General features: G+C 46.5%; 16 protein-coding genes and 2 riboswitches. Of the genes, 10 read left to right on the forward strand and 6 right to left on the reverse strand.

Annotated features, from left to right (window positions below; translation table 11 throughout):
• The first annotated feature begins 333 nt into the window (after positions 1-333).
• Positions 334-531: riboswitch (cyclic di-AMP (ydaO/yuaA leader) on the forward strand.
• Between the two features lie 135 nt (positions 532-666).
• Positions 667-863, forward strand: a riboswitch (cyclic di-AMP (ydaO/yuaA leader).
• 322 nt (positions 864-1,185) lie between these two features.
• The 5 genes from kdpF (at position 1,186) to U1I11_RS09535 (ending at position 8,109) form a co-directional block, all read left to right on the forward strand.
• The gene (gene kdpF / locus U1I11_RS21645; protein ID WP_416235435.1) at positions 1,186-1,266 is read left to right on the forward strand and encodes a K(+)-transporting ATPase subunit F; all 81 of its coding nucleotides are present in this window, start codon (positions 1,186-1,188) and stop codon (positions 1,264-1,266) included.
• 24 nt (positions 1,267-1,290) lie between these two features.
• Entirely contained in the window at positions 1,291-2,955 is a 1,665-nt protein-coding gene (gene kdpA, locus U1I11_RS09520; protein WP_322906188.1) for a potassium-transporting ATPase subunit KdpA, read from the forward strand.
• 87 nt (positions 2,956-3,042) lie between these two features.
• Positions 3,043-5,070 (forward strand): potassium-transporting ATPase subunit KdpB, encoded by a 2,028-nt coding sequence (gene kdpB, locus U1I11_RS09525; protein WP_322905861.1) that lies wholly within the window; start codon positions 3,043-3,045, stop codon positions 5,068-5,070.
• A 115-nt stretch (positions 5,071-5,185) separates the two neighbouring features.
• On the forward strand, positions 5,186-5,773 hold the full coding sequence (gene kdpC, locus U1I11_RS09530; protein WP_322905862.1) for a potassium-transporting ATPase subunit KdpC: 588 nt from the start codon (positions 5,186-5,188) through the stop codon (positions 5,771-5,773).
• Positions 5,770-8,109, forward strand: coding sequence for a histidine kinase (locus U1I11_RS09535; RefSeq protein WP_322905863.1), 2,340 nt, complete (start codon positions 5,770-5,772; stop codon positions 8,107-8,109). Before kdpC ends, U1I11_RS09535 begins: the two co-directional genes overlap by 4 nt.
• Positions 8,110-8,193: 84 nt before the next feature.
• Here U1I11_RS09535 and U1I11_RS09540 read toward each other — a convergent pair whose 3' ends face one another.
• The 3 genes from U1I11_RS09540 to U1I11_RS09550 form a co-directional block, all read right to left on the reverse strand.
• Positions 8,194-9,924 carry a sensor histidine kinase gene (locus U1I11_RS09540; RefSeq protein WP_322905864.1) on the reverse strand — a complete coding sequence of 577 codons (1,731 nt, stop codon included), beginning with the start codon at positions 9,922-9,924 and terminating at the stop codon, positions 8,194-8,196.
• Positions 9,925-10,096: 172 nt separating this feature from the next.
• Positions 10,097-11,011, reverse strand: a complete 915-nt coding sequence (locus U1I11_RS09545; protein WP_322905865.1) for a DUF4097 family beta strand repeat-containing protein — start codon at positions 11,009-11,011, stop codon at positions 10,097-10,099.
• Positions 11,012-11,391: 380 nt separating this feature from the next.
• Entirely contained in the window at positions 11,392-12,519 is a 1,128-nt protein-coding gene (locus U1I11_RS09550; protein WP_322905866.1) for a family 10 glycosylhydrolase, read from the reverse strand.
• Positions 12,520-13,117: 598 nt separating this feature from the next.
• On the opposite strand from U1I11_RS09550, the gene U1I11_RS09555 reads away from it, so the two are divergent.
• A complete protein-coding gene (locus U1I11_RS09555) occupies positions 13,118-14,212 on the forward strand; it encodes a hypothetical protein (RefSeq protein ID WP_322905867.1) in 1,095 nt (364 codons plus the stop codon).
• 245 nt (positions 14,213-14,457) lie between these two features.
• On the opposite strand, the gene U1I11_RS09560 is transcribed toward U1I11_RS09555, so the two are convergent.
• Together U1I11_RS09560 and thrS are read right to left on the reverse strand one after the other, a co-directional pair.
• Positions 14,458-14,775 carry a DUF3219 family protein gene (locus U1I11_RS09560; RefSeq protein ID WP_322905868.1) on the reverse strand — a complete coding sequence of 106 codons (318 nt, stop codon included), beginning with the start codon at positions 14,773-14,775 and terminating at the stop codon, positions 14,458-14,460.
• Positions 14,776-15,053: 278 nt separating this feature from the next.
• Positions 15,054-17,171: a threonine--tRNA ligase gene (gene thrS / locus U1I11_RS09565; RefSeq protein WP_322905869.1), complete on the reverse strand. Its 2,118-nt coding sequence runs from the start codon at positions 17,169-17,171 to the stop codon at positions 15,054-15,056.
• A gap of 867 nt (positions 17,172-18,038) precedes the next feature.
• Between thrS and melA the strand changes: the two genes are divergently transcribed.
• Positions 18,039-19,337 (forward strand): alpha-glucosidase/alpha-galactosidase, encoded by a 1,299-nt coding sequence (melA, locus tag U1I11_RS09570; protein ID WP_322905870.1) that lies wholly within the window; start codon positions 18,039-18,041, stop codon positions 19,335-19,337.
• 295 nt (positions 19,338-19,632) lie between these two features.
• The gene (locus U1I11_RS09575) at positions 19,633-20,595 is read left to right on the forward strand and encodes a D-2-hydroxyacid dehydrogenase family protein (protein WP_322905871.1); all 963 of its coding nucleotides are present in this window, start codon (positions 19,633-19,635) and stop codon (positions 20,593-20,595) included.
• A 477-nt stretch (positions 20,596-21,072) separates the two neighbouring features.
• Here U1I11_RS09575 and cls read toward each other — a convergent pair whose 3' ends face one another.
• Positions 21,073-22,524, reverse strand: a complete 1,452-nt coding sequence (gene cls / locus U1I11_RS09580) for a cardiolipin synthase (protein ID WP_322905872.1) — start codon at positions 22,522-22,524, stop codon at positions 21,073-21,075.
• 365 nt (positions 22,525-22,889) lie between these two features.
• Here cls and U1I11_RS09585 point away from each other — a divergent pair, with 365 nt between their 5' ends.
• Together U1I11_RS09585 and U1I11_RS09590 are read left to right on the forward strand one after the other, a co-directional pair.
• Positions 22,890-23,942: an NAD(P)/FAD-dependent oxidoreductase gene (locus U1I11_RS09585; protein ID WP_322905873.1), complete on the forward strand. Its 1,053-nt coding sequence runs from the start codon at positions 22,890-22,892 to the stop codon at positions 23,940-23,942.
• A 649-nt stretch (positions 23,943-24,591) separates the two neighbouring features.
• Positions 24,592-25,935: an amidohydrolase gene (locus U1I11_RS09590; protein ID WP_322905874.1), complete on the forward strand. Its 1,344-nt coding sequence runs from the start codon at positions 24,592-24,594 to the stop codon at positions 25,933-25,935.
• The last annotated feature ends 35 nt before the right edge of the window (positions 25,936-25,970 follow it).

A 25,970-nucleotide genomic window follows, 5' to 3' on the forward strand; every position in this document is an offset into this window, starting at 1 on the left:
AATGTAAAATTAAAGATAATAAGCGATATACAGAGTAAAAAGGAGCTTGCGAGAGCTATCCTTTTGCTGTATTTTCAAAAAAGAAAGCTGTGGGAAACCACGGCTTTTTTTGCCTTTTTGATCTGCTTTACACTTCGAAATTACAGGAGTAATATACAGTTCAGGATTTAGAGATTCGCACGTTACACCGCTTTAGTCACGCTGCTGGAAACGTATGACAGCAGGAAAGCACGATGATGCTATGCCAGACTGTAAGGACGAGCGGTACAGCGCACAGAGCGGGGATACGAATCGGCATTTGTCCATATCTAGCAACTGAAAGTTCAACGTTTTTTGTTCGTATGGCTGAGTTTCCGGCATCCGTCGGAAAGCGGGGCAACCAATAAGCAGGACGTTAGCGGTGTGAGAGCTACTGACATCAGGCAGGGGTGAATCCGTCAGTACCAGTAACCTGGGAGCGGTGTTGATGGTAGGACGACTCTCACCGTCCGAATCCGACAGCTAACCTCGTAAGCGAAAGTCGGGAGATGCGTATGAAACTTGTGCCGTCATGACACAGTGCATACACGCTTGGTGTTTTGTTATGAAACGATCCGACATACAAGTATCGAATTCATATTGAAAAATGTACAACGGTTTAGCGTTAAACGATTCAATTTTGCTCTTTGCACATATACGCTTAATTTCCCGGCTGCCAACCTGTTGTTGATCGGTTGCAGTAGTGGGAAAGCGGGGGAACCAATCGTCGGTCTGTGTTTGCATTATGCAGCCAGCTGACACGGGGTGAATTCCGGCGATGCCGGAACGGGCAATCTTCCAGCCCGAACCCGACAGCTAACCTCGTCAGCGCTTAGGAAGAACTTATATCCGGCTTATGCCACCTCGTCTGCGCATCATTTGCGACAGTCCAGTTACGCATGGAAGAAGCCCGGTGAAAAGTTCGATTTTTACCGAGGCTTCTTTTTTTGCGCCTAATTTCGGGAATCTGACCGATTGCGGCGATGTAAGTAGCGCTCAAGTAGCATTCAACCAGCGCTTCTGTTCAAGATTACGCATGTTTATGTTGAAGGGGAAATGAATCATGATGGATATAGTGATGATATTGTTGATTGTACTCATGGCATTCGCGCTTGGTGGGCTGGGCAACTGGTCATCCAGTGTGATCGGGGAGCGAGGGAAAGAACAATGATCTGGCTATTATGGCTTATAATTGCAAGTTTGCTAATCTATCTGTGTTACGCCCTGATCTATCCGGAAAAATTTTAAACAGGCAGGAGAGAGTGAGTGAGTATGTGGTCATATATCGGAGTTGCTGTAACATTACTAATCGCGCTGTTGTTGGCGCGTCCAATGGGAGCTTATATCGCCCGTGCAATGGATGATAAACCAGGTAAGCTGGATCGCTCGTTTGGTCCGCTGGAAAAGTTGATTTACAAGCTGGGTGGTATTCGACAGCATAATCAGACGTGGAAGCAATATGTCGTCGCACTGCTCGTCAGCAATACGGTGATGGCATTGATCGTGTATGCGATCTTCCGTTTGCAAGATAAATTGCCGCTTAATCCAGCGCATATTGCGGCGATGAGTCCGGAGCTGGCGTTTAATACGGCAATCAGCTTTTTGACCAATACTAATTTGCAGCATTATAGCGGGGAAAGCGGGTTATCATTATTTGCACAAATGTCTGCGATTGTGTTTATGATGTTTGTGTCACCGGCAACCGGGATTGCAGCAGCGATGGCGTTTATGCGTGGCTTGGCTGGCAAGCCGATGGGGAACTTTTTCGTCGATGTAGTACGTGCGATTACACGTATTTTGTTGCCGTTATGTGTAGTGGCAGCTTTGATCTTTATTAGTCAAGGTGTGCCGCAGACGCTGCAATCGTCGGTAACGGCAACGACGCTGCAAGGCACACCGCAACAGATCGATATGGGACCGGTCGGCAGCTTTGTGGCGATTAAGGAACTGGGCAATAATGGCGGTGGGTTTTTCGGAGCTAACTCGGCGCATCCGTTTGAAAATCCGGACGGAATTAGCAATATGCTGCAAATTATCTTAATGTTGCTCGTGCCAATCTCGCTGCCATTTACGTATGGACGAATCGTTGGCAATCCGAAGCAAGGACGGGTGCTGTTTGTATCGATGGCGATTATGTTTCTCATGATGCTTAGCTCGTCGCTGTATGCCGAGCATCAGGGAAATCCGCTCATTAATCAACTAGGTTTGCAGCATAGTGCAGGTTCGATGGAAGGCAAAGAGGTGCGATTCGGCGTTGTACAGTCTTCATTGTATTCGGTCGTGACGACCGCCTCGGAGACAGGTGCTGTTAATACGATGCATGATACGTTAACGCCGATTGGCGGCATGATTACGCTGGGCAATATGATGCTCAATACAGTATTTGGCGGTGCAGGTGTCGGGATGATGAATGTGTTGATGTATGCGCTGATCTCGGTTTTCCTGTCTGGGCTAATGGTAGGGCGTACCCCTGAATTTCTCGGTCGTAAAGTGGAAGGGAAAGAGATGAAACTGATTGCGGTCACATTGCTCGTCCAGCCGCTATTGGTGCTCGTTCCAACGACGATGGCGCTGACTTGGTTTCCAGATACGATCAGCAATGCTGGCTTTCACGGATTGACACAGGTATTATATGAATTTACATCTGCTGCTGCTAACAATGGATCGACGTTCGCGGGAATTCATGATACGACTTCATTTTACAATATTTCAACTGGGATTGTGATGATGATTGCCCGTTTCTTCTCGATGGTTACACTGCTGGCAGTTGCGGGGTCTATGTTGGCGAAAACACCGGTACCGGAAAGCAGTGGTACATTGCGTACTGATCAGGCGCTGTTTGGCAGTGTGTTTATCGTCGTCGTCGTTGTCGTCGGTGCACTCACCTTTTTCCCAGCGCTTGTATTAGGGCCGATTGCCGAGCAGCTGACACTGTGAGCATAGGCGATAGTATAGTGGACATAACGATGTAGTCTATTCGTTTAACGATATCGATTTGAGCATAATTAGGTGGAGGAATCGGCAATGAAAAATCAAGCTTCCGTGTTAAACCGGGATTTGATCACAAAGGCATTACAGCAATCTTTTATAAAATTAAATCCGCTCGTTATGATGAAAAATCCGGTTATGTTTGTAGTCGAAGTCGGTTTGTTTATTAGCTTGCTGCTGATTGTTATACCGGGCGCATTTGGCGATTCGGTGTCGAGAGGTTTTAATATTGCGGTTGCACTCATTTTGCTGCTGACGATATTGTTTGCCAACTTTGCCGAAGCATTGGCAGAAGGACGTGGTAAAGCGCAGGCAGATTCATTAAAAAAGACCAAACAGGAAATTACCGCCCGCAAACTGGAAGGCGAACGGATCGTTGACGTTCCATCCACTTCACTGCGCAAAGGTGATTTGGTGGTAGTGCGTCAAGGTGAGATGATTCCAGGTGATGGCGAAGTGGTCAAAGGGCTTGCTTCAGTCGATGAATCAGCAATTACCGGTGAATCCGCGCCGGTTATTAAAGAAGCGGGCGGAGACTTCAGCTCGGTTACAGGCGGTACGATGGTCATTAGTGACGAAATTACGGTGCGCATTACGAGCGATCCGGGCGAATCGTTTATGGATCGTATGATCAGCCTCGTTGAAGGCGCTGAACGGCAAAAAACGCCAAACGAAATCGCGCTCAATACGGTGCTGATTAGCCTGACGATTATTTTCCTGATGGTCGTTGTGACATTGCCGTTTATGGCACAGTATCTCGGTATCCATATTCCGATTCCGGTACTCATTGCGCTGCTTGTCTGTTTGATCCCGACGACGATTGGCGGTCTGCTGTCAGCGATCGGCATCGCTGGTATGGATCGAGTAACCCGTTTTAATGTGTTGGCGATGTCCGGTAAAGCGGTCGAAGCATCAGGTGATATCAATACGATTATTCTCGACAAAACAGGCACGATCACCTACGGCAACCGGATGGCAAGCGAATTTGTGCCTGCCGATGGGCATACAGCTAATGAAGTTGGTCATTGGGCAGCAGTCAGTTCGGCGTATGATGAGACACCAGAAGGTCGCTCGGTGCTGGAACTGATGAAAAAGCAAGGCTGGATGATCGATCAAGAACTGCCTCATGGTGCGGAAGTGATCGAATTTAGAGCGGAGACAAGGATGAGTGGTTTGAATTTGCAAGATGGACGCAAAGTGCGCAAAGGCGCAGTCGATGCGGTTAAAAACTGGGTCATCCAGCAAGGTGGTCATGTGCCAGCTTCCTTGCAAGCAAGCAGCGATCGCATCGCTACGGCGGGTGGCACACCGCTTGCAGTTGCAGTTGATGATGTGATTTATGGGTTAATTTATTTAAAAGATACGGTTAAAGCCGGTATGCGCGAACGGTTTGAGCAAATGCGCAGCATGGGCATTAAAACGATTATGTGTACAGGTGACAACCCGCTCACCGCAGCAACGATCGCCCGTGAAGCAGGAGTGGACGACTATATTGCCGAAAGCACACCGGAAGACAAAATCGCCGTCATTCGCCGTGAGCAAGCACAAGGCAAGCTTGTTGCTATGACTGGCGACGGTACGAACGATGCGCCTGCACTTGCACAAGCCGATGTTGGCATCGCCATGAACAGCGGTACGATCGCTGCCAAAGAAGCGGCGAATATGATCGATCTTGACTCTGACCCGTCCAAAATTATCGAAGTGGTGGCGATCGGTAAGCAGCTACTAATGACACGGGGCAGTTTGACGACATTTAGTATCGCGAACGATATCGCCAAATATTTTGCGATTATCCCAGCGATGTTTATGGTAGCTATTCCGCAAATGCAAGTGCTGAATGTGATGGATTTGCATTCGCCTACATCAGCGATTATGTCGGCGCTTATTTTTAACGCGCTCATTATCCCGATTCTCATTCCGCTGGCGATGAAAGGTGTAGCGTATCGTCCGATGAGTTCGACCCGTCTGCTGCGCCGTAATTTGTTCATTTACGGTTTAGGCGGTGTAATTGTACCGTTTGTCGGCATTAAGCTGATTGATCTAGTACTTCAATTTTTAATGTAGTATCGGTTCGATGGCAGCGCGCTTCGTTTGCTAGCTGGTGGCGCAAATGAAGCGGCGTATGAACTTACGTATTATACATTCATTTATGTTAAGACAAGAACGGAGAAGAATGAATATGCCTATCAAAATAGTATGGACTACGCTTAGAACGAGCGCTGTGTTGTTTATTGTTTGTTGTGTGATCTACCAGCTTGCCATTACAGGCATCGCTAAAGTGCTTATGCCGTATCAAGCATCCGGCAGCTTAATGTATAACAGCAAGCATGAGGTGATCGGCTCGGCGCTGATCGGGCAGCAGTTTACGGAGCCACAATTTTTCCAGGGACGGGTATCAAGTATCGATTATAATGCCGATGGCTCCGGTTCATCGAATTTGGCTCCATCGAATCCAGAACTGATAAAACGGATGCAAGCGTCGATCGCACAATGGAAACAGCAAAACCCGAATGTGCCTGTCTCCGCCTTGCCGATGGATTTGATTACGAATTCCGCCTCCGGTTTGGACCCTGATATTAGCCCGGCGGCGGCATTGGCGCAGGTGCCACGTATTAGCAAGCTGACTGGCATTGCTGAGGACAAGCTGGACGCGTTGATTACGCAATATACGAATCCACCGCAACTTGGTATGCTTGGCGATGCGGCGGTCAATGTATTGAAGCTGAATATCGGGCTGCAACAATTGCGAGCAGGTGCTAGCTCATGAATACATTTCGCCGCAAATCGCCTGAACAATTGCTGGAGATGATTAACCGTTTGAAGCAAGGGAAACTGAAAATTTATATCGGAGCCGTCAGCGGCTCCGGTAAAACATATCATATGCTACGTGATGGCCAACTGCTGCTGCAGGAAGGGCTGGACGTAGCATTATGTGCTGTCTCCACGTTACAACGCCCGGAAACGGTGCAGCAGCTTGGCGATCTGACGCGTATTCCGAGCATCCATTGGGTGAAGCGGGATGCACAAGGGCAGGAGTGTGAGCAAAAAGACCTTAATTTAGACGAGATTATTCGACGCAACCCCGAAGTGTTACTAGTCGACCATCTCGCTCATCGCAATCGTGCGGACGCGCAGCATGCGACACGTTGGGAAGATATTCAGTATTTGCTCGGCAAAGGCATTAGCATTATGGTGACGGTTAATGTGTATGAATTGGAAGGGGCGGCACAACTTGCCCGTCATTACATCGGGCGTGAAGTGGAATGCACGGTGCCGGAAGATGTGCTTGTGCAAGCAGACGAGGTACGATTGATCGATGTGACGCCTGAAGTCATTTTACAGCGCGATCTTGCCGGGCATTTACAAGGAAGTACGGATCGCGCTTATTTTGAGCGAGGCAATTTGGCAGTGCTGCGTGAGCTGGCATTGCGTACGGTGGCGGAAGGGGTTGGCGGTCTGCTTGAGAAGCATCGTGCCGAACAAGGATTGACCGGGCCGAGTGGAACGACTGAGCGCATTATGGTGCTGGTGCAATACCATTGGAACGGTTCGATTTATATTCGCCGTGGACAACAGATTGCCCGTCGCTTAAGCGGTGATTTGCTCGTCGTTTCGTTTCGTAAGGAAGGAGTCAAGCTGTCGATGGAAGAACGCACATTCAAGCGTTCATTTCGCGAGCTGACCGAACAGATTGGCGGCGTGTTTGAAGAAATCGCACTCCGTTCGCGCTGGGCACTGGCGCGGCAAATGGTTAGCTATGCCCGTCAGCATCAGGTGACCCGCATCGTGCTCGGTCATTCACGGCAAAAACGCTGGCAGGAATTGATCAACAGCTCCATCGTTAACGGATTGCTGCTACATACACGGTATATCGATATTTTCCTGATGGCGGATCGTGCCGAGCAGGAGGGGGAACGCATTTTGCCTGCCCGTACCGCTGCTATCAAAAGACCAGAGACGTATCGCCGTCTGCCGACCGAAGAAATTCGGCGTCAGATCGAAAGCATTAAACGCGGTACATTTAAAGTATATGTAGGTGCCGCGCCCGGTGTAGGCAAAACATACACGATGTTGCGTGAAGGCAGAGAACTGCTGCGCCAAGGAATCGATGTTGTGATTGGGCTGCTGGAAACACATGGGCGCAAAGAAACCGCCGACCAAGTACAGCAGTTGCCGCTTGTTGCCCGGCAGCGGATCACATATAGCGATCGCCAACTGGAAGAAATGGATGTGGATGCGATTATCGCGCGCAATCCTGAAGTAGTACTGGTGGACGAATTGGCGCATACGAATGTGCCGGGTAGCCGCAATACGAAGCGATACGAAGATATTCGCGAGTTGCTGGAAGCTGGCATTTCGGTCATTTCCACCGTTAATATTCAGCATTTGGAAAGTTTGAATGATGCGGTAGAACAGATTACCGGCATTCGAGTGCGTGAAACGGTGCCGGATTCGATTTTGCATCTGGCGGATGAAGTGGAATTGATCGATGTCACACCACAAACGCTACGGCAACGGCTGAGTGAAGGCAAAATTTATGCTGCTGCCAAAATCGAACAGTCGCTCAATCATTTTTTTAAATTGGGCAATTTAATAGCACTGCGCGAACTGGCACTGCGGGAAGTTGCCGATGATGTAGATGAGCGGCTGGAATCATGGGAACGCAGCACATCACTGCGCGGGCCGTGGCGGCGGGAGGAAGTGATTTTTGTATGCGTCAAGCTTGATCATGAAGCAGAACGCTTGATTCGGCGCGGCTTTCGTACCGCGTATCGGTTAAAAGCAAAGCTTGTCGTCACCTATATTCATGCGGGTGCTGAAGGCATGATGAGTGAACAACAGCGTGGCAAGGCGGAGCGACTGATGAAGCTGACGCGGCGGTTAGACGGACAATTTGATATCTGTTATCGAGCGCCGCGTTTGAGCATGAAAGAACTTGCGCATTGCATTAATGAAGAAGCGACATATCATGCGGCAACACAGATGGTGATCGGGCAATCAAGCACACCGCGTTGGAAGCGTTGGGGACGTGAATCGATTTTGAAAAAGGTGCTGCGCGAAGCACGTAATATGGACGTACTGGTCGTAGCTGACAGGGAATAAGGGCAGAGGTTGCCACCCTGTAGCTACAACTTTTTAAATAGGCATGTATTTATACTCATACACAATATCGTTAAATGTAACCCATTAACTGCGCAAACGATTATTTTCAGCATCAGTTGTCTGACTTGGCGCATGATCATACAGATGATCGACAGCAAGCCAACGAATCGTAAAACAAAAACGTGCACCAGAAGTGCTCTGTGGCTCGATCCAGATCGTTCCGCCCATCAGCTCAACGAGAAATTTGCTAATCGCCAGTCCAAGCCCTGTACCTTGAGTATGACGGGTCACGTCATTATGCAGCTGATGGAAAGGTTGAAATAAATAACCGATCTGCTCTGGCGTAATCCCGATGCCGCTATCTGTTACGCTAAATTGCAGTAGCCCGCCTGTAGCGGATATGGAAACCGGTGTTACGTCAATTTGAATATGCCCTTGTGCCGTAAACTTGATTGCATTGCTGAGCAAATTCAACAGCACTTGGCGCAAACGATTGCTGTCCGCACCGATTTGCTCGGGTATATGCGGATGGATGAAATAGGAGGCGGTTACATCTTTTTCGCTTGCAGGAACAAACATCACATCAAGTGCTTCATCTATGATCATGCCGATCTGCAAAGGCTCGGATACGATGTCCATTTTACCTGCATCCAATTTAGCATAATCCAAAATATTATTCAGCATGAGCAGCAGCGCACGGGTACTGTGGTCAATAATTTGTACATAAGCCAATTGCTGTTCATTCATATTAGCGCTGTCAAGCAAAAGCTGAGACATCCCGATAATACCGTTCATCGGTGTACGCAGCTCATGACTTATAACCGCCAAAAAATCAAGCTCTGTATGTGCCGCTGTGAGCGTTGGCGTAGTAGCTGCACATGTTGTGTCGATCGTCAGCGGATCGTTAGCGACAGTCGCTGAATCTGAGTTACGAATCAATGTGAGCGGGCTGTAATCGTCCAATAGCGACGGGAGCTGATCCATCAAACGCGATAAAGTAGATGCAGCCAATTGTGTGCCATCACAAGTGTATATATAACGGATTAACGAACAATCGTATGTGAAAAAGCCGTATGAATTAGCAATGTGCGAGTCTACATCATTTGTGCCAGCATAGTCATGATGACGATATAAATCGATGCCCTCCGACATGCCTTTACGATGATGAGAAGCGGTAACATCGGTTTGTCCTTGTTGACCTGGCGCTTGGGCAGACGGTGTGTCTACTTCCGTTTTAGCTGTTTGCTTTGATACGGTGGAGCCTTCGTCTAATGGTGCTGCCTGATCAGTCAGATGAAGCGGAGCAAGCCAGCTGTCCAACCATGCTGGCTGCAATTGATACCATACTCGGACAGGCTTACCTTCGGACAATGCCTGCTCAATTTGCTGTAATGCTAGCATGGGCATAGGCATCATATTCAATCGGTTGTTTGATGCATCGTCATAGTTAACTTGTTTGGCAGCAAATGGTGTAGCAGATTGCAACATAGTTGCAGTGTCTGTGTGGAATGAATCACGACTAGATGATAAAGCGTTATAAACGTCATCTGTACAACTGGAACGGGCAATCGGTATGCAATGAATCCGTTGCTTGAATAACGGTAATAGCTGTAAACGGTGCAATTCACGCCGCATCGCATCCAAATGCCATTCATCATCGATTAAAATTAATTCGCAATCGCCCGGATCATTTAATGCATATTTGATACAAGCAATCATTCGCTGTACGTACATAATCTGACTTTCATATACATACAATGTAGGGACGTTTCCTTCATGCCAGCTAGTGATCCATTCTTGATGTATGTTAGTCATTGTCCACTCCAGACGATCGCTCTACTAGTCTTGAGCCTGATCGATTAATAAAAAACATGAAAAAAATGGTTTTTAAAGTAATTTATATAATTAATTAAATGTTTTATAATTATGTTGTATACTAAAATACGAAAAAAATCCAAACATTCCCAAAGAAAATTAATAATAAATATTATAATTCTGTCTGTCGAATCGCAATCGAGCCTGATTCAGAATAGGTATGAATCTGATACGGACCTGTTAACGATTGTTTAGGCATGAGGACGTGTCCGAATTGTGAATCCGCTTTGTAGCTTCCAGCAAAAGTCGGTTCGGTGACAATATTCACAGCAGCAGTTTCCACCTGCACATTCACATTGTGCGAACCAGCCAGCGCAAGCTGCACATCGCCCGAATGAGAGTTAATATCGGCATTACCGCGCAGTTGCTGAATGTGCAATTCACCGGAACCGGTCGCTGTATGAATAGTGCCGCTCGCTTTGCCGATCTGAATTTGCCCTGATCCGGTCTGCATATCCAGCTTTGTGCCAGCCCATGTTGCAACCGAGATATCACCGTTAGAGGTGATCAGCTGTACATTGCCTTGCAGTTGCTGCGCTTTGATTCGTCCTGAACCGGATTGAACACGAATGTGCGCCGCTTGAATATGATTCAAATTCGTTTGTGCAGAACCAAGCCGGAAATCCGCCAGCTGTAGACTATGCAGATCGGCAAGCTGAATAGTAATGTATTGCACATGCGGCTGTACACGTGGCTTAACGAGTTGCCAGCTATGCTGTTGTCTGTCCAGATGAAGCGCCAATGTATCGGTTTGCAAAATGGTCGATTTCAATTGCTGTCCAATTCCGGGGGTGACAGCTCCTTCTATGATCACATGATCGTCACCATCTGTACTCTGAGCGAACTGAACTGCAATTTCATAGTCAGATTGAATATAAAGCTGTTTCATCGTTCCGGCAGCCAACTTCCATTGCTGCTCATACGGTTTATTTGCCGGCGGATTACCGAGCTGGAGCGAATTGATGCTAAAAGCAGCCAGCCCCAGCACAACCGCTCCAACGAACCCGCTCCAAAGCCATTTGTTCATATGGCGCCGCCTCCTGTTTCCGTGTTGTATTAGTATGTATCGTAACATTCAACCTTTCGCTAAGCCAACCGTACAAAGAACCATAAACCCGCCAACATCAACACATAAATATACCAACATACCGATACATCCGCACATCAAATATCAGCACATTAGTACAGCTCAAAAACCTCTACACTCCAATTGGAGGTAGAGGTTTTAATAAGTTATGCACAAACATATCGGTTTACGCTGTTAATCGAGTGCCTTAACCGAAATTAATTTGAGTATTGAAACTGGCTTGAGTTTTTATGGATAAGATGTCAGTGCACAATCAAAGTTGGAATTTAACTTAGTTTGCGTACACGCTCTAGCTTTCTAGCGCAATCGCGTATGATTGTTTAATAACCGGCATTCGAGCCTACATTGCGAAGCAGGGAAGCGCTAAATTCACCAACAGCAAAGTAATTTACCGTTTGAATTTCAGGTTGTGTTTTGCGTAGTCCATTGTACAGTTCCACAATCGGATTCACGCTTAAATTTGGATCAAGGACTGGGATAACGGTTTTGCCATTCGTTTGCGCTGCGGCTGTAGCCACGATGCCTGTAGGACCATATACCGCTTCGGCAGGTAGACCGGAAGCTATGACTGGCATAATGAAATCAATCGTATCACTGAATGCGGTCACATTGGGGCTTGTACCCTCTGTATTGGTCACATCGGTTAGAACGCCAATCGCAAGCTCGGGCTTGATCGTATGAATATCGCTGCTTGCATCTTTAATGTACATAGCGAGCTGATCGGCTTTCCAGCTGTTCCATTGCGCTACTTTTTTTCTATCCGAACTATTTTTAAAATCGATCTTTCTCGGATCGATAGTGTTGGTCGAGCGGAAGTTTGTGATCGTATTCGTATTCATATCGACCCGATTTGTATCGAAGTCAAAGCCGCTCAGCACAACACCATCAATATTGTAGTTGGTGACTACTTCTTTGATGATCGAACGCTCATAGTTTTGAACATCGGTTTCGAACGGATTTACGTAATAGTGGCTACCATTTTCACCGGCGTACGTGCTAATCTTACCTTTGTCATTGATCGTGCGCATTTGCCAAGAGGAGTTGCGGTCGATTGCTGCTTTATCCTGAAATTGCGGAATCCAAGCACGAACTTTAATACCATACGCATGCGCTTCATCGATTACGGTAGACAATGCATTAAAATTGTCATACCCAGGAGCGGTTTGCACGATTTGGCTGTCGTAAAATGCATAACCAGATGAGCCGTTCACATCACTGTCTTGCTTAACACTCATATTGATGACCGATACATGGCTACGTACCGCATTTATAATGAAGGAGTGCACATCATTAGCATTTTTAAAAGTCGTTTCGGTTTGCACGGTAATTTCATTAGTGATTGGTGTGACGGTAGCAGGCGTTTCGGCAGCAGTCGCGTTAGCCGAGTGCCACGGAAGCAGCGATACGGCTAGCAAAGCAGCAGCGAGCGAATAAGCGATTTTTTTCATTATCATCTCGATCCTTTCGTTATACAAATAAAGTTGGTAAACAGATAAAGTGTGTAAATAATTGTCTCAGTTTGTAGACAACTGTACCATTATAGTATGAATAATGGATGAACGACAGCGATGAACAAGTGTGACAAACAGCGCGGTTGACAGCAAAAGACTATAAATGTCATCAATTTGGCTACTTGGCAGGCGACAGCCTTAATTTCAAGCTATTTCACATGTTTTTATTAGGTATGCTATATATTACGTTAACTAAGCAAAAAAGGTTGCAGTATTTTTGGCGAAAATAAGACGAATGCAAAAATAGTGGTGTCCATAGCAGTTCATATTATTTTGCAAAATAGTCGATCGGAATATAAAATAAAATCGGCATACGAACCGTCTGTCTCATCTAGTCGATATTGGTCATCAATGAGCGAGGAAACAGGCAAAATTTTAAATTGCTGGCTATTCGTGTTAATGTATAGAAAGACCTGTAATTGTCATTACCCTTTTTTGCCTGTATACATACAGAAAATCAATGGACGACAGGGATGACTTCTGGTCGCTGAATGGCTGCAAATGAAGAATATTTTACGACAGAAAGGAAGACATCATGAAGACATTCAAAACATTATTATCATTAAGCCTGCTATGGACGGCGTTGACACCGGCTGTTGCTGTACACGCATCTGCAGCTGTTACTTCGCAGACAGCGACAAACGCCACGACAGCAAACACGTCGACAAGCACATCTTCCAATACAGCAGGCAATGCGGGCACACATACACCTAAAGTGGATCAGCAATTTTTCGCCCAGCAAAAAGCAGCAGTTTTGCGCGATTTGACCGGCAGTGAGCCAGTGACCAATGCTGCGGCTGGTGAAACGTCGGCAAAACAATTGCAACAGGCGGATTACACGTATATGACTGTGACCGGGCAAGTGTATAGTTCCAAACGCGGCTACTTAGGCGCGGCGAATCGCGATGATAATGCACCTGACAATATGGACAGTGTGACCCAATTTGATCCGAACAATCCGACTCCAGTCGAGCAAGTCAATGGCGGCAATACCGGTGCGTTTGAACGCAGACAGCTTGGCTTCCAGGGCTTTAACAGCATCACTTCGGATATTACGTTGCCGACAGTAAGCGGGCTTGGACCAGGCGAGCAGCCGTGGGTATATTACGGCTTTGATGCGGAGAGCGGTAAAGCGATTGAGGCGGGTTATTCGTACCAGACCGGTTCACATCGCTGGTTGCCATACATTCGTTCCAACGGTTTTTATTATGGCGACTCCAAAGTGCAAAAATATGATACCGATCAAGTTAAAAACGTAAAGTTTTATTTGGCAAAAACGGTAAATACAGACACGTATTACAATGCTTACTTTGTCGTCGACAATACGCAAATACTAATCGCACCGACCAAATGGACAGATAGCGACAGCAATTCGACTTCGGTCAAACGCGTCACATCGATCGCCAAAAAAGCATTTACCGGCTACGATATCGTTGGCAAAACGATCGATCAGCGCTATGAAAATGTACAAGTATCGCTCTTTTATCAACCACAAGCGTATCCGTGGTCACAATATACCGAATATACGGAAAATCGTAATGGACGCTGGTACGGAACATTTGATAATATGCCAAACTATGTCCATCGCGACTGGATGAATACTTCTATTTATAGTGGAAGCAATCCGTAAGCAGTCGGATAGGATGTTGTTCTCTCTAATATATGATGATGTATCTATGTATAGCTTTATGAACGGTGTTAGGTGAATACTAGTTTTGTTTTTAATTCCAACAAGTCGGTAAGCAGCATTAGAATGCTCTTATATTATACGTAAGCTAACGACATGACGATCAAGCATGAACCAAAACGGACACCCCATTGTGAATCGATCTTATGATCATCCACAATAGAGGTGTCCGTTTTGTGTTTCATCAATCAGGCGCTCGTTTCGATCAATTCCAAATGCACATCGACCGTATCGGTTGCTGTTTCGAGTCGGGGAACGGAAGTAAAGTAGTTGTGCACACGAGCTTGAAACTGTACATTATGCTCTGGCACGCTCACTGCGACGGTTGGCTCATACAATGTTGACGTTACGTCATGGTATTGTTGTCCACCTGTAATAACAAAGTCGAGCGATAGTAAGCGCTGATTTTCTTTCCCGTCTGCGGAAAGCTTTGTTAACGAATACTGTAACGCCGTTAACGATAATTCATTAATGAGTACGTTGACGGTCGTACGGTCATTGGACATCTCGTATTCTCTCCTTTTCAAAATCAGCCAATGGACAGATTGGCAGTTAGGTCAGCAGTGTTACTCTATCTTCTTTTAACCATTTTGCTTACATTTGCTCGCTTCAGTTGCTGTACGTTAATCGTCATACTGCGGTCGCCGCCTCCATTAGCTGTTCCAGGTAGCTTGTCTAGCTTAAACACCACGTTCGAACGCCCTTCAACATGTTCACAATAAAGCGATCATACTATAGGCATACTATGAATGTAATTGAGATAAAGTACGGGCAACTTGTCCGTTTAGTGACGATCCTTTCGTTGCTGTTGTTGGAGCATGGCGGCTTGCAGCATATCAATTAACTGTACTAGCGGAAGTTGCTGCTGCTCGTGCTCGCCATGTTTGCGTACATTAACTTGACCTGTTTGCTGCTCCTGTTCGCCTACGACGAGCAAATACGGGATTTTCTGCTGTTGTGCTTCGCGCATTTTGTAGCCTAGTTTGTTGCCGGAGCGGTCTAGCTCGGCGCGTATACCTGCCTGCAGTAGCAGCGATTTCACTTGCAGTGCATAATGCTCGTAATGACCGGATACGGGCAGTACTTTTACTTGCACCGGAGCGAGCCAGAGCGGGAATGCACCGGCATAATGCTCTGTCAAAATGCCGATAAAACGATCGAGCGAACCATAGATGGCACGATGGATCACAACCGGACGATATTTGGCGTTGTCTTCACCGACATACGATAGATCAAACTTCTCGGGCATTTGGAAATCAAGCTGAATTGTGCCGCATTGCCAGCTTCTGCGCAGCGCATCCAAAATATGAAAATCAATCTTCGGCCCATAAAAGGCACCATCCCCTTCATTGATGCGATACTGCACGCCACGAGCTTCCAGCACATTGCGTAGCGCTTGCTCCGCTTGATCCCACAGCTCCTCCGCACCCATATAATCATCCGGTCTTGTGGACAGCTCAATCTCATATTGAAAGCCAAATACGTTATACATATCGTCAATCAATTCCATCGCATTGGCAATTTCCGCTTCGATTTGCTCTGGCAGTGCATAAATATGAGCATCATCTTGGCAAAATGTGCGCACCCGCATCAACCCGTTTAGCGCACCGGAAAATTCATGTCGATGTACCTGCCCAAATTCCATCATTCGGATCGGCAGCTCACGGTAAGAACGCAGCTCATGTTTATAAATAAGCATATGCCCAGGGCAATTCATCGGTTTTAGCGCAAAATGCTCGCCATCGACTTCGGAAAAGTACATATTGTCTTTATAATGATCCCAATGTCCGGATTGTTCCCATAACTGCTGGTTCATCATAAATGGAGTCCGTACTTCTTCATAACCGCGCTGTAACTGCTGTTGGCGCGAAAATTGCTCCAATTCTGTCCGCAGCAGCATCCCTTTTGGCAAATAAAATGGCATCCCCGGCGCTTCGTCCGAAAACATAAATAGCTTTAGCTCACGCCCAAGCCGCCGATGATCCCGTCGCCGCGCCTCTTGTAGCCAGTGCCAATGTTGTTCCAGCTCAGCGCGCTCCGCAAAGGCGACGCCCTGTATACGCTGTAACACAGCACCCGACGAATCACCGCGCCAGTAGGCGCCTGCTACGCTCATTAAACGAAACGCCTGCAATCGTCCAAACGATGGTAATAGCGGCCCATTTTCCAATACGACATAATCGCCTTGCTCATAAATGACAATCGCTTCCTGCCCCGCCGCAATGATTTCGTCCAAGTGCTGTAATTGATAAGGCTGCTGTACACGATCAAACAGCTGCATCGCTACCGCTGGTTCTAGCACACGCCGCTGCAAAGCTCCATTTTCCGCTGCAATTTGCTTCATCATCTGTTCGAGCGCTGGCAAATCCGACTCCGATAATGAATGTTCCAGTTCAATATCATAATAAAAACCTTGCTCTGTAGCAGAGCCTCCGCCAAGCTTGACCTGCTGCGCGCCATACAACCGCTGTACAGCTTGGGCGAGCAGATGAGCGGCACTGATGCGATAAATCGATAAACTCGCCTCATGTGCGGCTGTAATTATTTCCAATTGTGCGTCAGCAAGTACCGCTGTATTCAGATCAACAAGCTGTCCGTTCAGCAGACCGGCAAGCGCTCGTTTGCCAAGTGCCGGGCTGATAGATCGCGCGATGGCGGCAATCGATTCGCCGCCAGGGTATGAGCGCACCGAACCGTTGGGTAGCTCTACTCGGACGGATGCGGCAGCAAACTCCGAAGTGCAAGCGTTATGTGCTGCATGTTTTGCCGCAAGCGGTGTAGCTTGTTGATTAGCTGCCGCCATCGCAGCAGCGTCAGGCGATAAGGATGAAGATAAAGATGAATCGGCAGATGCAACAGGACGGACAACGTTGGAATGAACAGATGAGTATGGATCAGACATGAATAAAACCTCCAATGATGTAAAGTAAAGTGAACAGAAAGCGCAAAAAAAGCACACAAGTCCCAGCAGGGACGAGTGCGCTTAGCTCGTGGTTCCACCCTAGTTCAGTCTGATATGCCGGCGACACTACCATAGGATAGGCAGTAGGCAAACCGGGATTACAGACCCTCATTGGCATCCGGTAACGGGGATGAGTCGGTAATTTCTAATAATGTGCACTGAATCGCTACATGAAACGCCAGCCTGTACAGGAAATGAACGATGCTGCCATCGGAAAGCAATGTCCATGTCTGGGACGAGACACCACGGACAACTACTTACTAACAGCGAAAACTACGTCTTCATCCATCATACAATCTACCGTCAAACGATCTGTCACCTGTTCAAAATTACAGCTACAGAGTGGTAATTCCTCAACCGTCGGCTGGAAAAGTTCACACCGATCACTTTTCTCTCTGGACAGCGCATGAAGGGAATCTTGTCTCTGGTCATCGCTACAATATGTTATTGGTTCCTGATTATAGGAGTCATTTTCGAAAAGGTCAAGAGGGGGAATGATATTTTGGTGATGTGGAAGTACGGGGATTATTTTAGCAGAGGGTGGGGGGGAGTGTTGTTGATAGTTGTTGATGTGCGCTTGTTGTCTATCATTGAGATAACTTAAAAACGATAAATGATTACAGAATATGAACTTGCCTAATCTTAACAAACACAATCAAATAAATTCATCCTCACTAAGAATTAAAGTGAAACCTTCTTCACAATAACTAGCATTATGCCATATTTGCAATGCTTTGAACTATAGTCTCATCCGCCTTTTCAGCCTATAGTTGGAATATACCAATGTTCAGGGAGGCTGAAAGTGAAATGAACAAAATTACATTTCTCGGCGCAGGCAGTACCGTGTTTGTCAAAAATGTACTCGGTGATGTGATGATGACGGAAGCGTTGCAGGACTTCGAGTTGGCGCTGTTTGATATCGATGTGGAGCGGTTGCGCGATTCCGAACGTTTGCTCACCAGTCTGGCGCATTCGCTCGGCAGCCGCTGCGTGGTCAACGTGTATCATGATCGTAAACAAGCGCTGCGTGGAGCCAAATACGTCATTAATGCGATTCAAGTTGGTGGTTATGATCCTTGCACCATTACAGATTTTGAAATTCCCAAAAAGTACGGTTTGCGTCAAACGATTGCGGATACGCTCGGAATCGGCGGCATCTTCCGCAACTTGCGCACGATTCCGGTGATGCTCGATTTTGCACGCGATATGCGAGAAGTGTGTCCGGACGCTTGGTTCCTGAATTATACAAACCCGATGGCTGTGCTGACGAGCGTAATGAATGTGCATGGTGGCATTCAAACGGTCGGGTTATGTCATAGTGTGCAAGTATGTGTGCCGCATCTGTTCGAAGCGCTTGGCATCGACCAAACGGGTGTAGTGGCAAAAGTTGCTGGCATTAACCATATGGCATGGTTACTGGAAGTAACGCGCGACGGGCACGATTTGTATCCTGAAATTAAACGTCTAGCACGTGCCAAACAGCAGCAGCAGCATGATGATATGGTGCGCTATGAGCTGATGCATCGTTTTGGTTATTATGTGACTGAATCGTCCGAGCATAATGCCGAATATCATCCGTATTTTATTAAACGCAATTATCCGGAACTGATCGAGCGCTACAATATTCCACTCGATGAATATCCACGCCGCTGTATTAAACAAATTGCCGATTGGAAAGAGATGCGTGAAAAGCTGTTTGCGAGCGAAAATATCGAGCATACACGCAGCCGTGAATATGCATCTCATATTATGGAGGCGATGGAAACGGATCGTCCGTACAAAATTGGCGGCAATGTAATGAACAATGGGCTCATCACAAATTTGCCGCGTGAAGCTTGTGTTGAAGTGCCCTGTCTAGTCGATGGATCGGGCATTAATCCAACCTATATTGGCGATCTGCCACCACAACTTGCTGCATTAAACCGCACTAATATTAACACACAATTGCTCACCATCGAAGCGGCGATGACCGGCAAAAAGGAGCATATTTACCACGCTGCCATGCTTGATCCACATACCGCTGCCGAGCTATCAATGGATGATATCGTCGCATTATGCGATGAGTTAATTGCAGCACATGGGGACTGGTTGCCTAAATTTAGTTGAAGCTAACACTATAAAATTACAAATACGGTTTCCTTCGTATACGGAAGGAAGCCGTATTTTGCAATAAAGCTTTATAAGTTGACAGGCTATTGTCACACTAATCCTTATATTCGCTTCATGAGCTAAACGCAAATCAACGCCCATTTTACCAGCTATATCCAGTGACGAACAAATGAAGCGTATAATGAACACGAGAGTGAACGAATCGTCGCTGTCGTTATATTCATTTCGTACAGAAGCATACACGATCTCCAACGCTCATAAATCGCTAATAATAGTGAAAGGATGGATAACAATGACAATGTGGTGCGCTGTTTTAGATGATTACCAGCAAGTGGCATTACGAATGGCAGACTGGTCGGTACTGGATGGGCAGGTGCATGTGCGTATTTGCGCGCATTCTATCGATTCGGCAGATGAACTGGTAAACGAGGTCAAAGACTGCGAAATTCTCGTTATTATGCGTGAACGTACACCTTTTCCAGCTGATGTATTGGAGCGGCTGCCTAATTTGCGTTTACTAGTGACGACCGGTATGCGCAATGCAGCGGTTGATATGGCGGCTGCACAGCGGCTTGGCATTACTGTATGTGGTGCTAGAGGCAGAGGGGCAGCACCGACCGAACTGACATGGGCGCTCATACTCGGGCTGACTCGCCATCTCGTTGCCGAAAATGAAGCGTTTCGCAGCGGTGGACCGTGGCAGACAACAATTGGCACGGGTCTATATGGCAAAACGCTCGGTCTGATCGGGTTAGGACAGATCGGTACACGGATGGCACGAATTGCACAAGCGATGGATATGGATGTGATCGCTTGGAGCCCGAATCTGACCGTAGAACGAGCACAGAAAGCCAACGTACGCCAGGCGGCAACATTGACCGAGCTGCTAAACCAAAGCGATATCGTCTCGGTTCATATGGTATTAAGCGAGTCGACTCGCCATCTGCTTGGTGCTACCGAGCTTGCCCATATGCGGCAAAGTGCATATTTGATCAATACATCACGTGCCGGTCTGATTGACCAGCAGGCGCTGATTGATGTGCTGCAACATTACCGAATTGCCGGAGCTGGACTGGATGTGTTTGAACAGGAACCGTTGCCACTTCATCATCCGCTACGCACATTGCCGAATGTGCTCGCCACACCGCATATCGGTTATGTGGCGGATGATAATTATCGCTCCTTTTACGAGGATGCAGTCGATGATATCGTCCAATTTTTACAAGGAGAGCCTGTGCGTGTGTTAGGGAAGTGAGTGGAAGGACTACATTTCCATTTAGTTTCGACTTAACGTACACCGATCATGAATAAAATCGGTGCAATTTGCTACCGTTGGCGACTTGTAATCCTATTCGGACGAGAGCCAGAGGAAATTTAGCGCGCGAGCAAACGGAAATCGCGATAGCAAGAGGAAATGAAAAACGATTGTAACGAACTGTAACAGCATAAGTGCACCCTATTCGTACAATGGCAAGTTTATTCACGATTAAGCATTGATCTGACGGAATAAAGTAACTACCAAATTGAACTAAAGAGATAATTTCATTAAATGAAAAATTCACAATAGTAAAACAAAAACGCCGCACCGTATTTCCAATGTGCGGCGTTCTGCTTTCCAGCAGCTTCCTACCTACTCATTCTCGTAACAACGCATCCTGCAAACCGACAACCGGTTCAAATTCATAATCTGCTCAGTTAGCGCAATCGTTAGCTCGAACACTCTCGTCTGCATTTACAAAATCGGTGACAATAAACGGGCAAACGATTCGATCACTTTACGATACCACGGACGATTTCTGTAGCCTTGCAGCGTCAATATATCGCTGTCTTGAATATCCTGCAAAAAAAGCTGTTGCAGTTGTGTAGCCGCTGCAGAATCATATACGACCGCATTGATCTCAAAATTCAGCTTATAACTACGAATATCCATATTGGCGGTACCGACCGAAGCGATTTTGCCGTCGATAACCATCGTTTTGGCATGTAAAAAGCCTTTGTTATACAAATAACAATGCGCATCCAACTCCAACAATTCTTGCAAGTACGAATACGATGCCCAATATACCATCGGATGATCCGGTCGTTTCGGAATCATCAAATGCACTTCCACGCCGGATAAAATTGCCGATTTTAGCGCGGTAATCATACTTTCATCCGGTATAAAATAAGGCGTTTGGATCATTACACTTTTTTTCGCTTCATAGATCATTTTAATGTACGAATATTTGATCGTTTCCAGACTGCTATCCGGGCCGCTTGATACGATCTGCATACCAATATTACCTTCAAACGGCTTGGAAACAGCGAATAATGAATAATCCCGATCCATCGGTGTGTTTAGCGCCAGATGCCAATCACGTAAAAAATGCGTCTGCATTTGCAAAATGGACGAACCTTCCACACGAAGATGCGTATCGCGCCAATAGCCAAATTTTTTCACATGACCGAGATATTCATCGCCTACATTGAAGCCGCCGATATAGGCGCACAACCCATCGATAATGACCACTTTGCGATGGTTGCGATAATTAACCTTAAAGTTAATGAGCGGAATGCTGGGCGGGAAAAAGGCGGCTGCCTGTCCACCGGCATCACGGAATGCTTGGAGGAATTTTTTGTTAATTTTGGAGCTGCCCCATGCGTCATAGACGAGTCGCACGGTTACGCCTTGTTTAGCTTTTTCGGTCAATGCTTGCATAAGCTGACTGCCTAGATCATCGCGTTGAATGATGTAATACTGCATATGGATGTATTCTTGGGCTGCCGCAATATCGCGGAACAGCGCCTCAAACTTTTTCTTACCATCCGAAAATATTTGCACCTGATTGTCCTGTGTGTACAGTGAATAATTGCTAATTAGATGCAGATGTACAAGTTCATGATATTGACTGATCGCAGGATCATTAAACCGAAACTTTTTTTGCTCAAATTCGGCACGCTGATCGTTGACGACCGATTCGATGATAGAGCGAAATTCTTTGCGCAATCGAAACCGTTTGACCCGGCTTAAATTTTGTCCGAGGAACAAATACACGATAAAGCCGACGATTGGAATAAACAGCAACACCATCAACCATGCCCATGTCGCTCCGATATTGCGCCGCTCTAGAAAAACGATGAATAATGCCAGAAATAAGTTGATTATGAGCAAAATCCAGGAGAAATGCGAGTAAAAGTTCAACATTCCCAGCTTCCCACCTTATAAGAATTGTCCATCAGCAAAGGCGCTTACGCAAATATAGTCCTCGGTATGAATAAAATTCCACATTAGCGCCGATGTTTGTTGTTCAAGCAAACGATCGGCTTATTTTACATCATACAGCGGCTATTTTCGTTTTGGCGCATGCGCGAGTAGGCACTTTACTATCAGCATACCAAAAATACAGTGTTTGCACACTACTCCATATGTATTCATACCCAAAACAAATGCGTATAGCCATTGCATCTAGTTTCAGCTTAATCTATAATGATAATCATTATCATTTGTAAATAACGGGAAAGTATAAATAAACTGTCTGTAGGACAGTGTCGATATAGGGGGCTTTATGTATGACAAGCAAGCATGAGCTAGAGTTATATGATGTAACGATTATCGGCGGTGGGCCAGCAGGATTGTACAGCGCCTTTTATAGTGGTATGCGTGATATGAAAACAAAGATTATTGAATATAACCCAACATTGGGCGGCAAAATTTTGCTTTATCCAGAGAAAATCATCTGGGATGTAGGCGGAGTGCCACCGATTAGCGGGGAAGGACTCATTCGCAATCTGACCGAGCAAGCGATAGTATTCGACCCGACGATTGTGCTGAATCAGCAAATTGTCGATTTGGAACGGTTGGCGGATGGAACGCTGCTGTTGACGTCCAATACAGGTGAGCAACATTACACACGTACCGTCATTTTGGCGATGGGACATGGTATTCCAAAAATGCGTAAGTTGGAAATCGCAGGTGCAGACCGTTACGAAGTGACTAATCTGCACTATACGGTACAAGAGTTGGCGATATTCCGTGACAAACGGATCGTCATTTCCGGCGGCGGCGACTCAGCGGTCGATTGGGCAAACGCATTGCAGCCGATTGCGGCAAGCGTAACGGTTGTACATCGACGCGAACAATTTGGCGGTCATGAGCGCAATGTGCTGCGTATGAAAGAACATTGTCATGAAATACTTACCTCGTTTGAGCTGACCGGTCTGCAAGGAAGCGGAGCGCTTGTCGAAGGTGTAACTGTAACACATGTAGAAACAGGTGAAATGCGCACACTCGAACTGGACGCATTAATCGTGAATCATGGTTTGACGACCGATTTAAGCCCGATGTTGGGCTGGGGATTAGAGCTGGGCGAATACAATATGCCGGTCGTCGATTCGGCACGGCAAACGAATATTCCGGGCGTATTTGCCGCAGGCGACCTAATCCAATATGACGGCAAGCTACGCCTAATTAGCGGAGCGCTCGTCGATGGCGGTACAGCCGTCAATAGTGCTAAGCGCCATCTTGATCCGGAAGCTCACAGCCAAGCGTACGTATCTTCACACAATCAAAAATTTAAAGAGAAAAATAAGCAACTAGAACAACAGCCTGTAACGGCTCGCTAATAATTGATATTAAATAGGTCATTCAAACCTGATTTTTACTTGAGACAAGCTATTAGTTATGAATAGGATATGCATAACAATAAATAAGATGCGTTCAGTAGAGGCGCAGCTTAGCAAAAATAGTCGTATATAATCTTTCCAAGTCTCTGTGCTAGCGATCGTACAGAGGCTTTTTGTTATGCTTCCAAGTGCGTAGCTTCTGAGTCGGGATGGAAGTCCATCCCCTTATTCCGTACCGCAGCGATAGATGCACGATCACTTTAATTTGTGGCATAGGCTCTACTCTAGTACGTGTACTTCAGTAACTTACTCTCAATAAAATGCGATTTGCAAAAAGATTTCTCTCGTTCCAATTGACCTTTACGTTACGTCAACGTATACGCTATCTCTATTACTGTAACCTGTCTAGTGAGCTGTCTCAAATGAAAATTGTGTTTGAACGTACCTTAACCTATTCATCATCAAGTGAGGGGGAGATCGATAAACTGTAAATGTATTTAAGACAAACTACTAGTACTTTGACCGAGATCAATTCGAGTTTTGAAGCTGGCTCAAGTTCTTATGGATAAGAAAATCAATACACAATCCAAGTTGACATTGAATGTGATCGGCGTACTAGGTAGTGAAGCAGATTAAGGGAGGCAATACGATGAATACAACGAATACAACGCTCTGGATTCGGCAAGCGTTAATCATTACGATGTGTGGCGAGCAAGATGTATTTTCAGGGGATATTTTGCTTGAAAATGAGCGAATTGTTGGCGTGTACGGTCAGCAACCCGATCAGCGCGAGCTGCTAAAGCAACAGGTGGCACGGCTTGGTCGTTTGGATCGGATTATCGATGCTTCCGGCATGGCGGTCATGCCCGGCTTGATTAATGCGCATCAGCATAGCCCGATGAATTTGCTCAAATGTTTTTCCGATGATCTAAAGTTGATGGACTGGTTGGAGCAAAAAATGTTTCCTGCTGAAGCGAGAATGACCCCGGCAGATATTTACTGGGGCAGCAAGCTGTCGATGGCGGAGATGATTCGTTCGGGTACAACCGCATTTGCCGATATGTATATTCATATGAATGAGATTGCTCAAGCGGTGCAGGAAACCGGGATGCGCGCTTCACTGACACGCGGGCTTGTATTTGGCGATGAGCGTGGGCAACAACGTATACAGGAGGCGATTGAGCTAGTTGAACGTTGGCATGGCGGTGCCGATGGGCGCATTACGACGATGTTTGGCCCGCATGCTCCTTACACATGTCCACCCGAGCAGCTACGGGAAGTGATTAAACTGGCGGAAAGTTATCAGTTGCCAGTGCATATTCATCTCGCTGAGACGAAGGAGGAGACAGCGCAAATTGCAGCGCGTTACGGGCAAACACCGACACAGTATTTATCTGAGCTGGGGTTATTTGAACATCTGCATGTACTGCTAGCACACGGAGTGCACATCACGTCTGCTGATATGAACAATCTGAAAGGAATGCGTGGCGGTATCGCGCACAATCCGCTTAGCAATTTGAAATTAGGTTGCGGGATCGCACCGGTGCTGGAATTACAGCGTCAAAGTATTACGGTTGGGCTTGGTACGGACGGAGCCGGTAGCGCCAGTACACTCGATATGTTCGCTGGCATTCGTGCTGCTTCACTGCTGCAAAAGCTTTATTATGGTGATCCTGCTGTACAATCTGCTTATCGCTTTTTGCAAATGGCGACGATTGATAGTGCACGTCTGCTACAAATCGATCATGAAGTTGGCACACTGGAAGCTGGCAAAAAAGCTGATTTGATCTTGATTGATCTGAACAAGCCGCATTTACAACCATTGCATCATGTAATTTCAGCGATTGCTTATGCCGTCAACGGAGCGGATGTGCATACAACGATCGTAAATGGACGTGTATTAATGGATAACTATGAGTTGTTAACGCTCGATGAGCAGCAACTGTTGCAGCAAGGACGCGAGCGTTCACAACGGCTGGTGAGCGGTTTATAAATGATTTTTATAATGGATAAATAAGGTTGATTTAA

Origin of the sequence: Paenibacillus campi, from assembly GCF_034659835.1 — a bacterium.
Classification (GTDB): Bacteria; Bacillota; Bacilli; order Paenibacillales; family Paenibacillaceae; genus Saccharibacillus; species Saccharibacillus campi.

Bases quoted from the DNA above. Each gene is read 5' to 3' on its own strand.
- kdpF (WP_416235435.1), top strand. From the start codon at position 1,186: ATGATCTGGCTATTATGGCTTATAATTGCAAGTTTGCTAATCTATCTG.
- kdpA (WP_322906188.1), top strand. From the start codon at position 1,291: ATGTGGTCATATATCGGAGTTGCTGTAACATTACTAATCGCGCTGTTG.
- kdpB (WP_322905861.1), top strand. From the start codon at position 3,043: ATGAAAAATCAAGCTTCCGTGTTAAACCGGGATTTGATCACAAAGGCA.
- kdpC (WP_322905862.1), top strand. From the start codon at position 5,186: ATGCCTATCAAAATAGTATGGACTACGCTTAGAACGAGCGCTGTGTTG.
- U1I11_RS09535 (WP_322905863.1), top strand. From the start codon at position 5,770: ATGAATACATTTCGCCGCAAATCGCCTGAACAATTGCTGGAGATGATT.
- U1I11_RS09540 (WP_322905864.1), bottom strand. From the start codon at position 9,924: ATGACTAACATACATCAAGAATGGATCACTAGCTGGCATGAAGGAAAC.
- U1I11_RS09545 (WP_322905865.1), bottom strand. From the start codon at position 11,011: ATGAACAAATGGCTTTGGAGCGGGTTCGTTGGAGCGGTTGTGCTGGGG.
- U1I11_RS09550 (WP_322905866.1), bottom strand. From the start codon at position 12,519: ATGAAAAAAATCGCTTATTCGCTCGCTGCTGCTTTGCTAGCCGTATCG.
- U1I11_RS09555 (WP_322905867.1), top strand. From the start codon at position 13,118: ATGAAGACATTCAAAACATTATTATCATTAAGCCTGCTATGGACGGCG.
- U1I11_RS09560 (WP_322905868.1), bottom strand. From the start codon at position 14,775: ATGTCCAATGACCGTACGACCGTCAACGTACTCATTAATGAATTATCG.
- thrS (WP_322905869.1), bottom strand. From the start codon at position 17,171: ATGTCTGATCCATACTCATCTGTTCATTCCAACGTTGTCCGTCCTGTT.
- melA (WP_322905870.1), top strand. From the start codon at position 18,039: ATGAACAAAATTACATTTCTCGGCGCAGGCAGTACCGTGTTTGTCAAA.
- U1I11_RS09575 (WP_322905871.1), top strand. From the start codon at position 19,633: ATGACAATGTGGTGCGCTGTTTTAGATGATTACCAGCAAGTGGCATTA.
- cls (WP_322905872.1), bottom strand. From the start codon at position 22,524: ATGTTGAACTTTTACTCGCATTTCTCCTGGATTTTGCTCATAATCAAC.
- U1I11_RS09585 (WP_322905873.1), top strand. From the start codon at position 22,890: ATGACAAGCAAGCATGAGCTAGAGTTATATGATGTAACGATTATCGGC.
- U1I11_RS09590 (WP_322905874.1), top strand. From the start codon at position 24,592: ATGAATACAACGAATACAACGCTCTGGATTCGGCAAGCGTTAATCATT.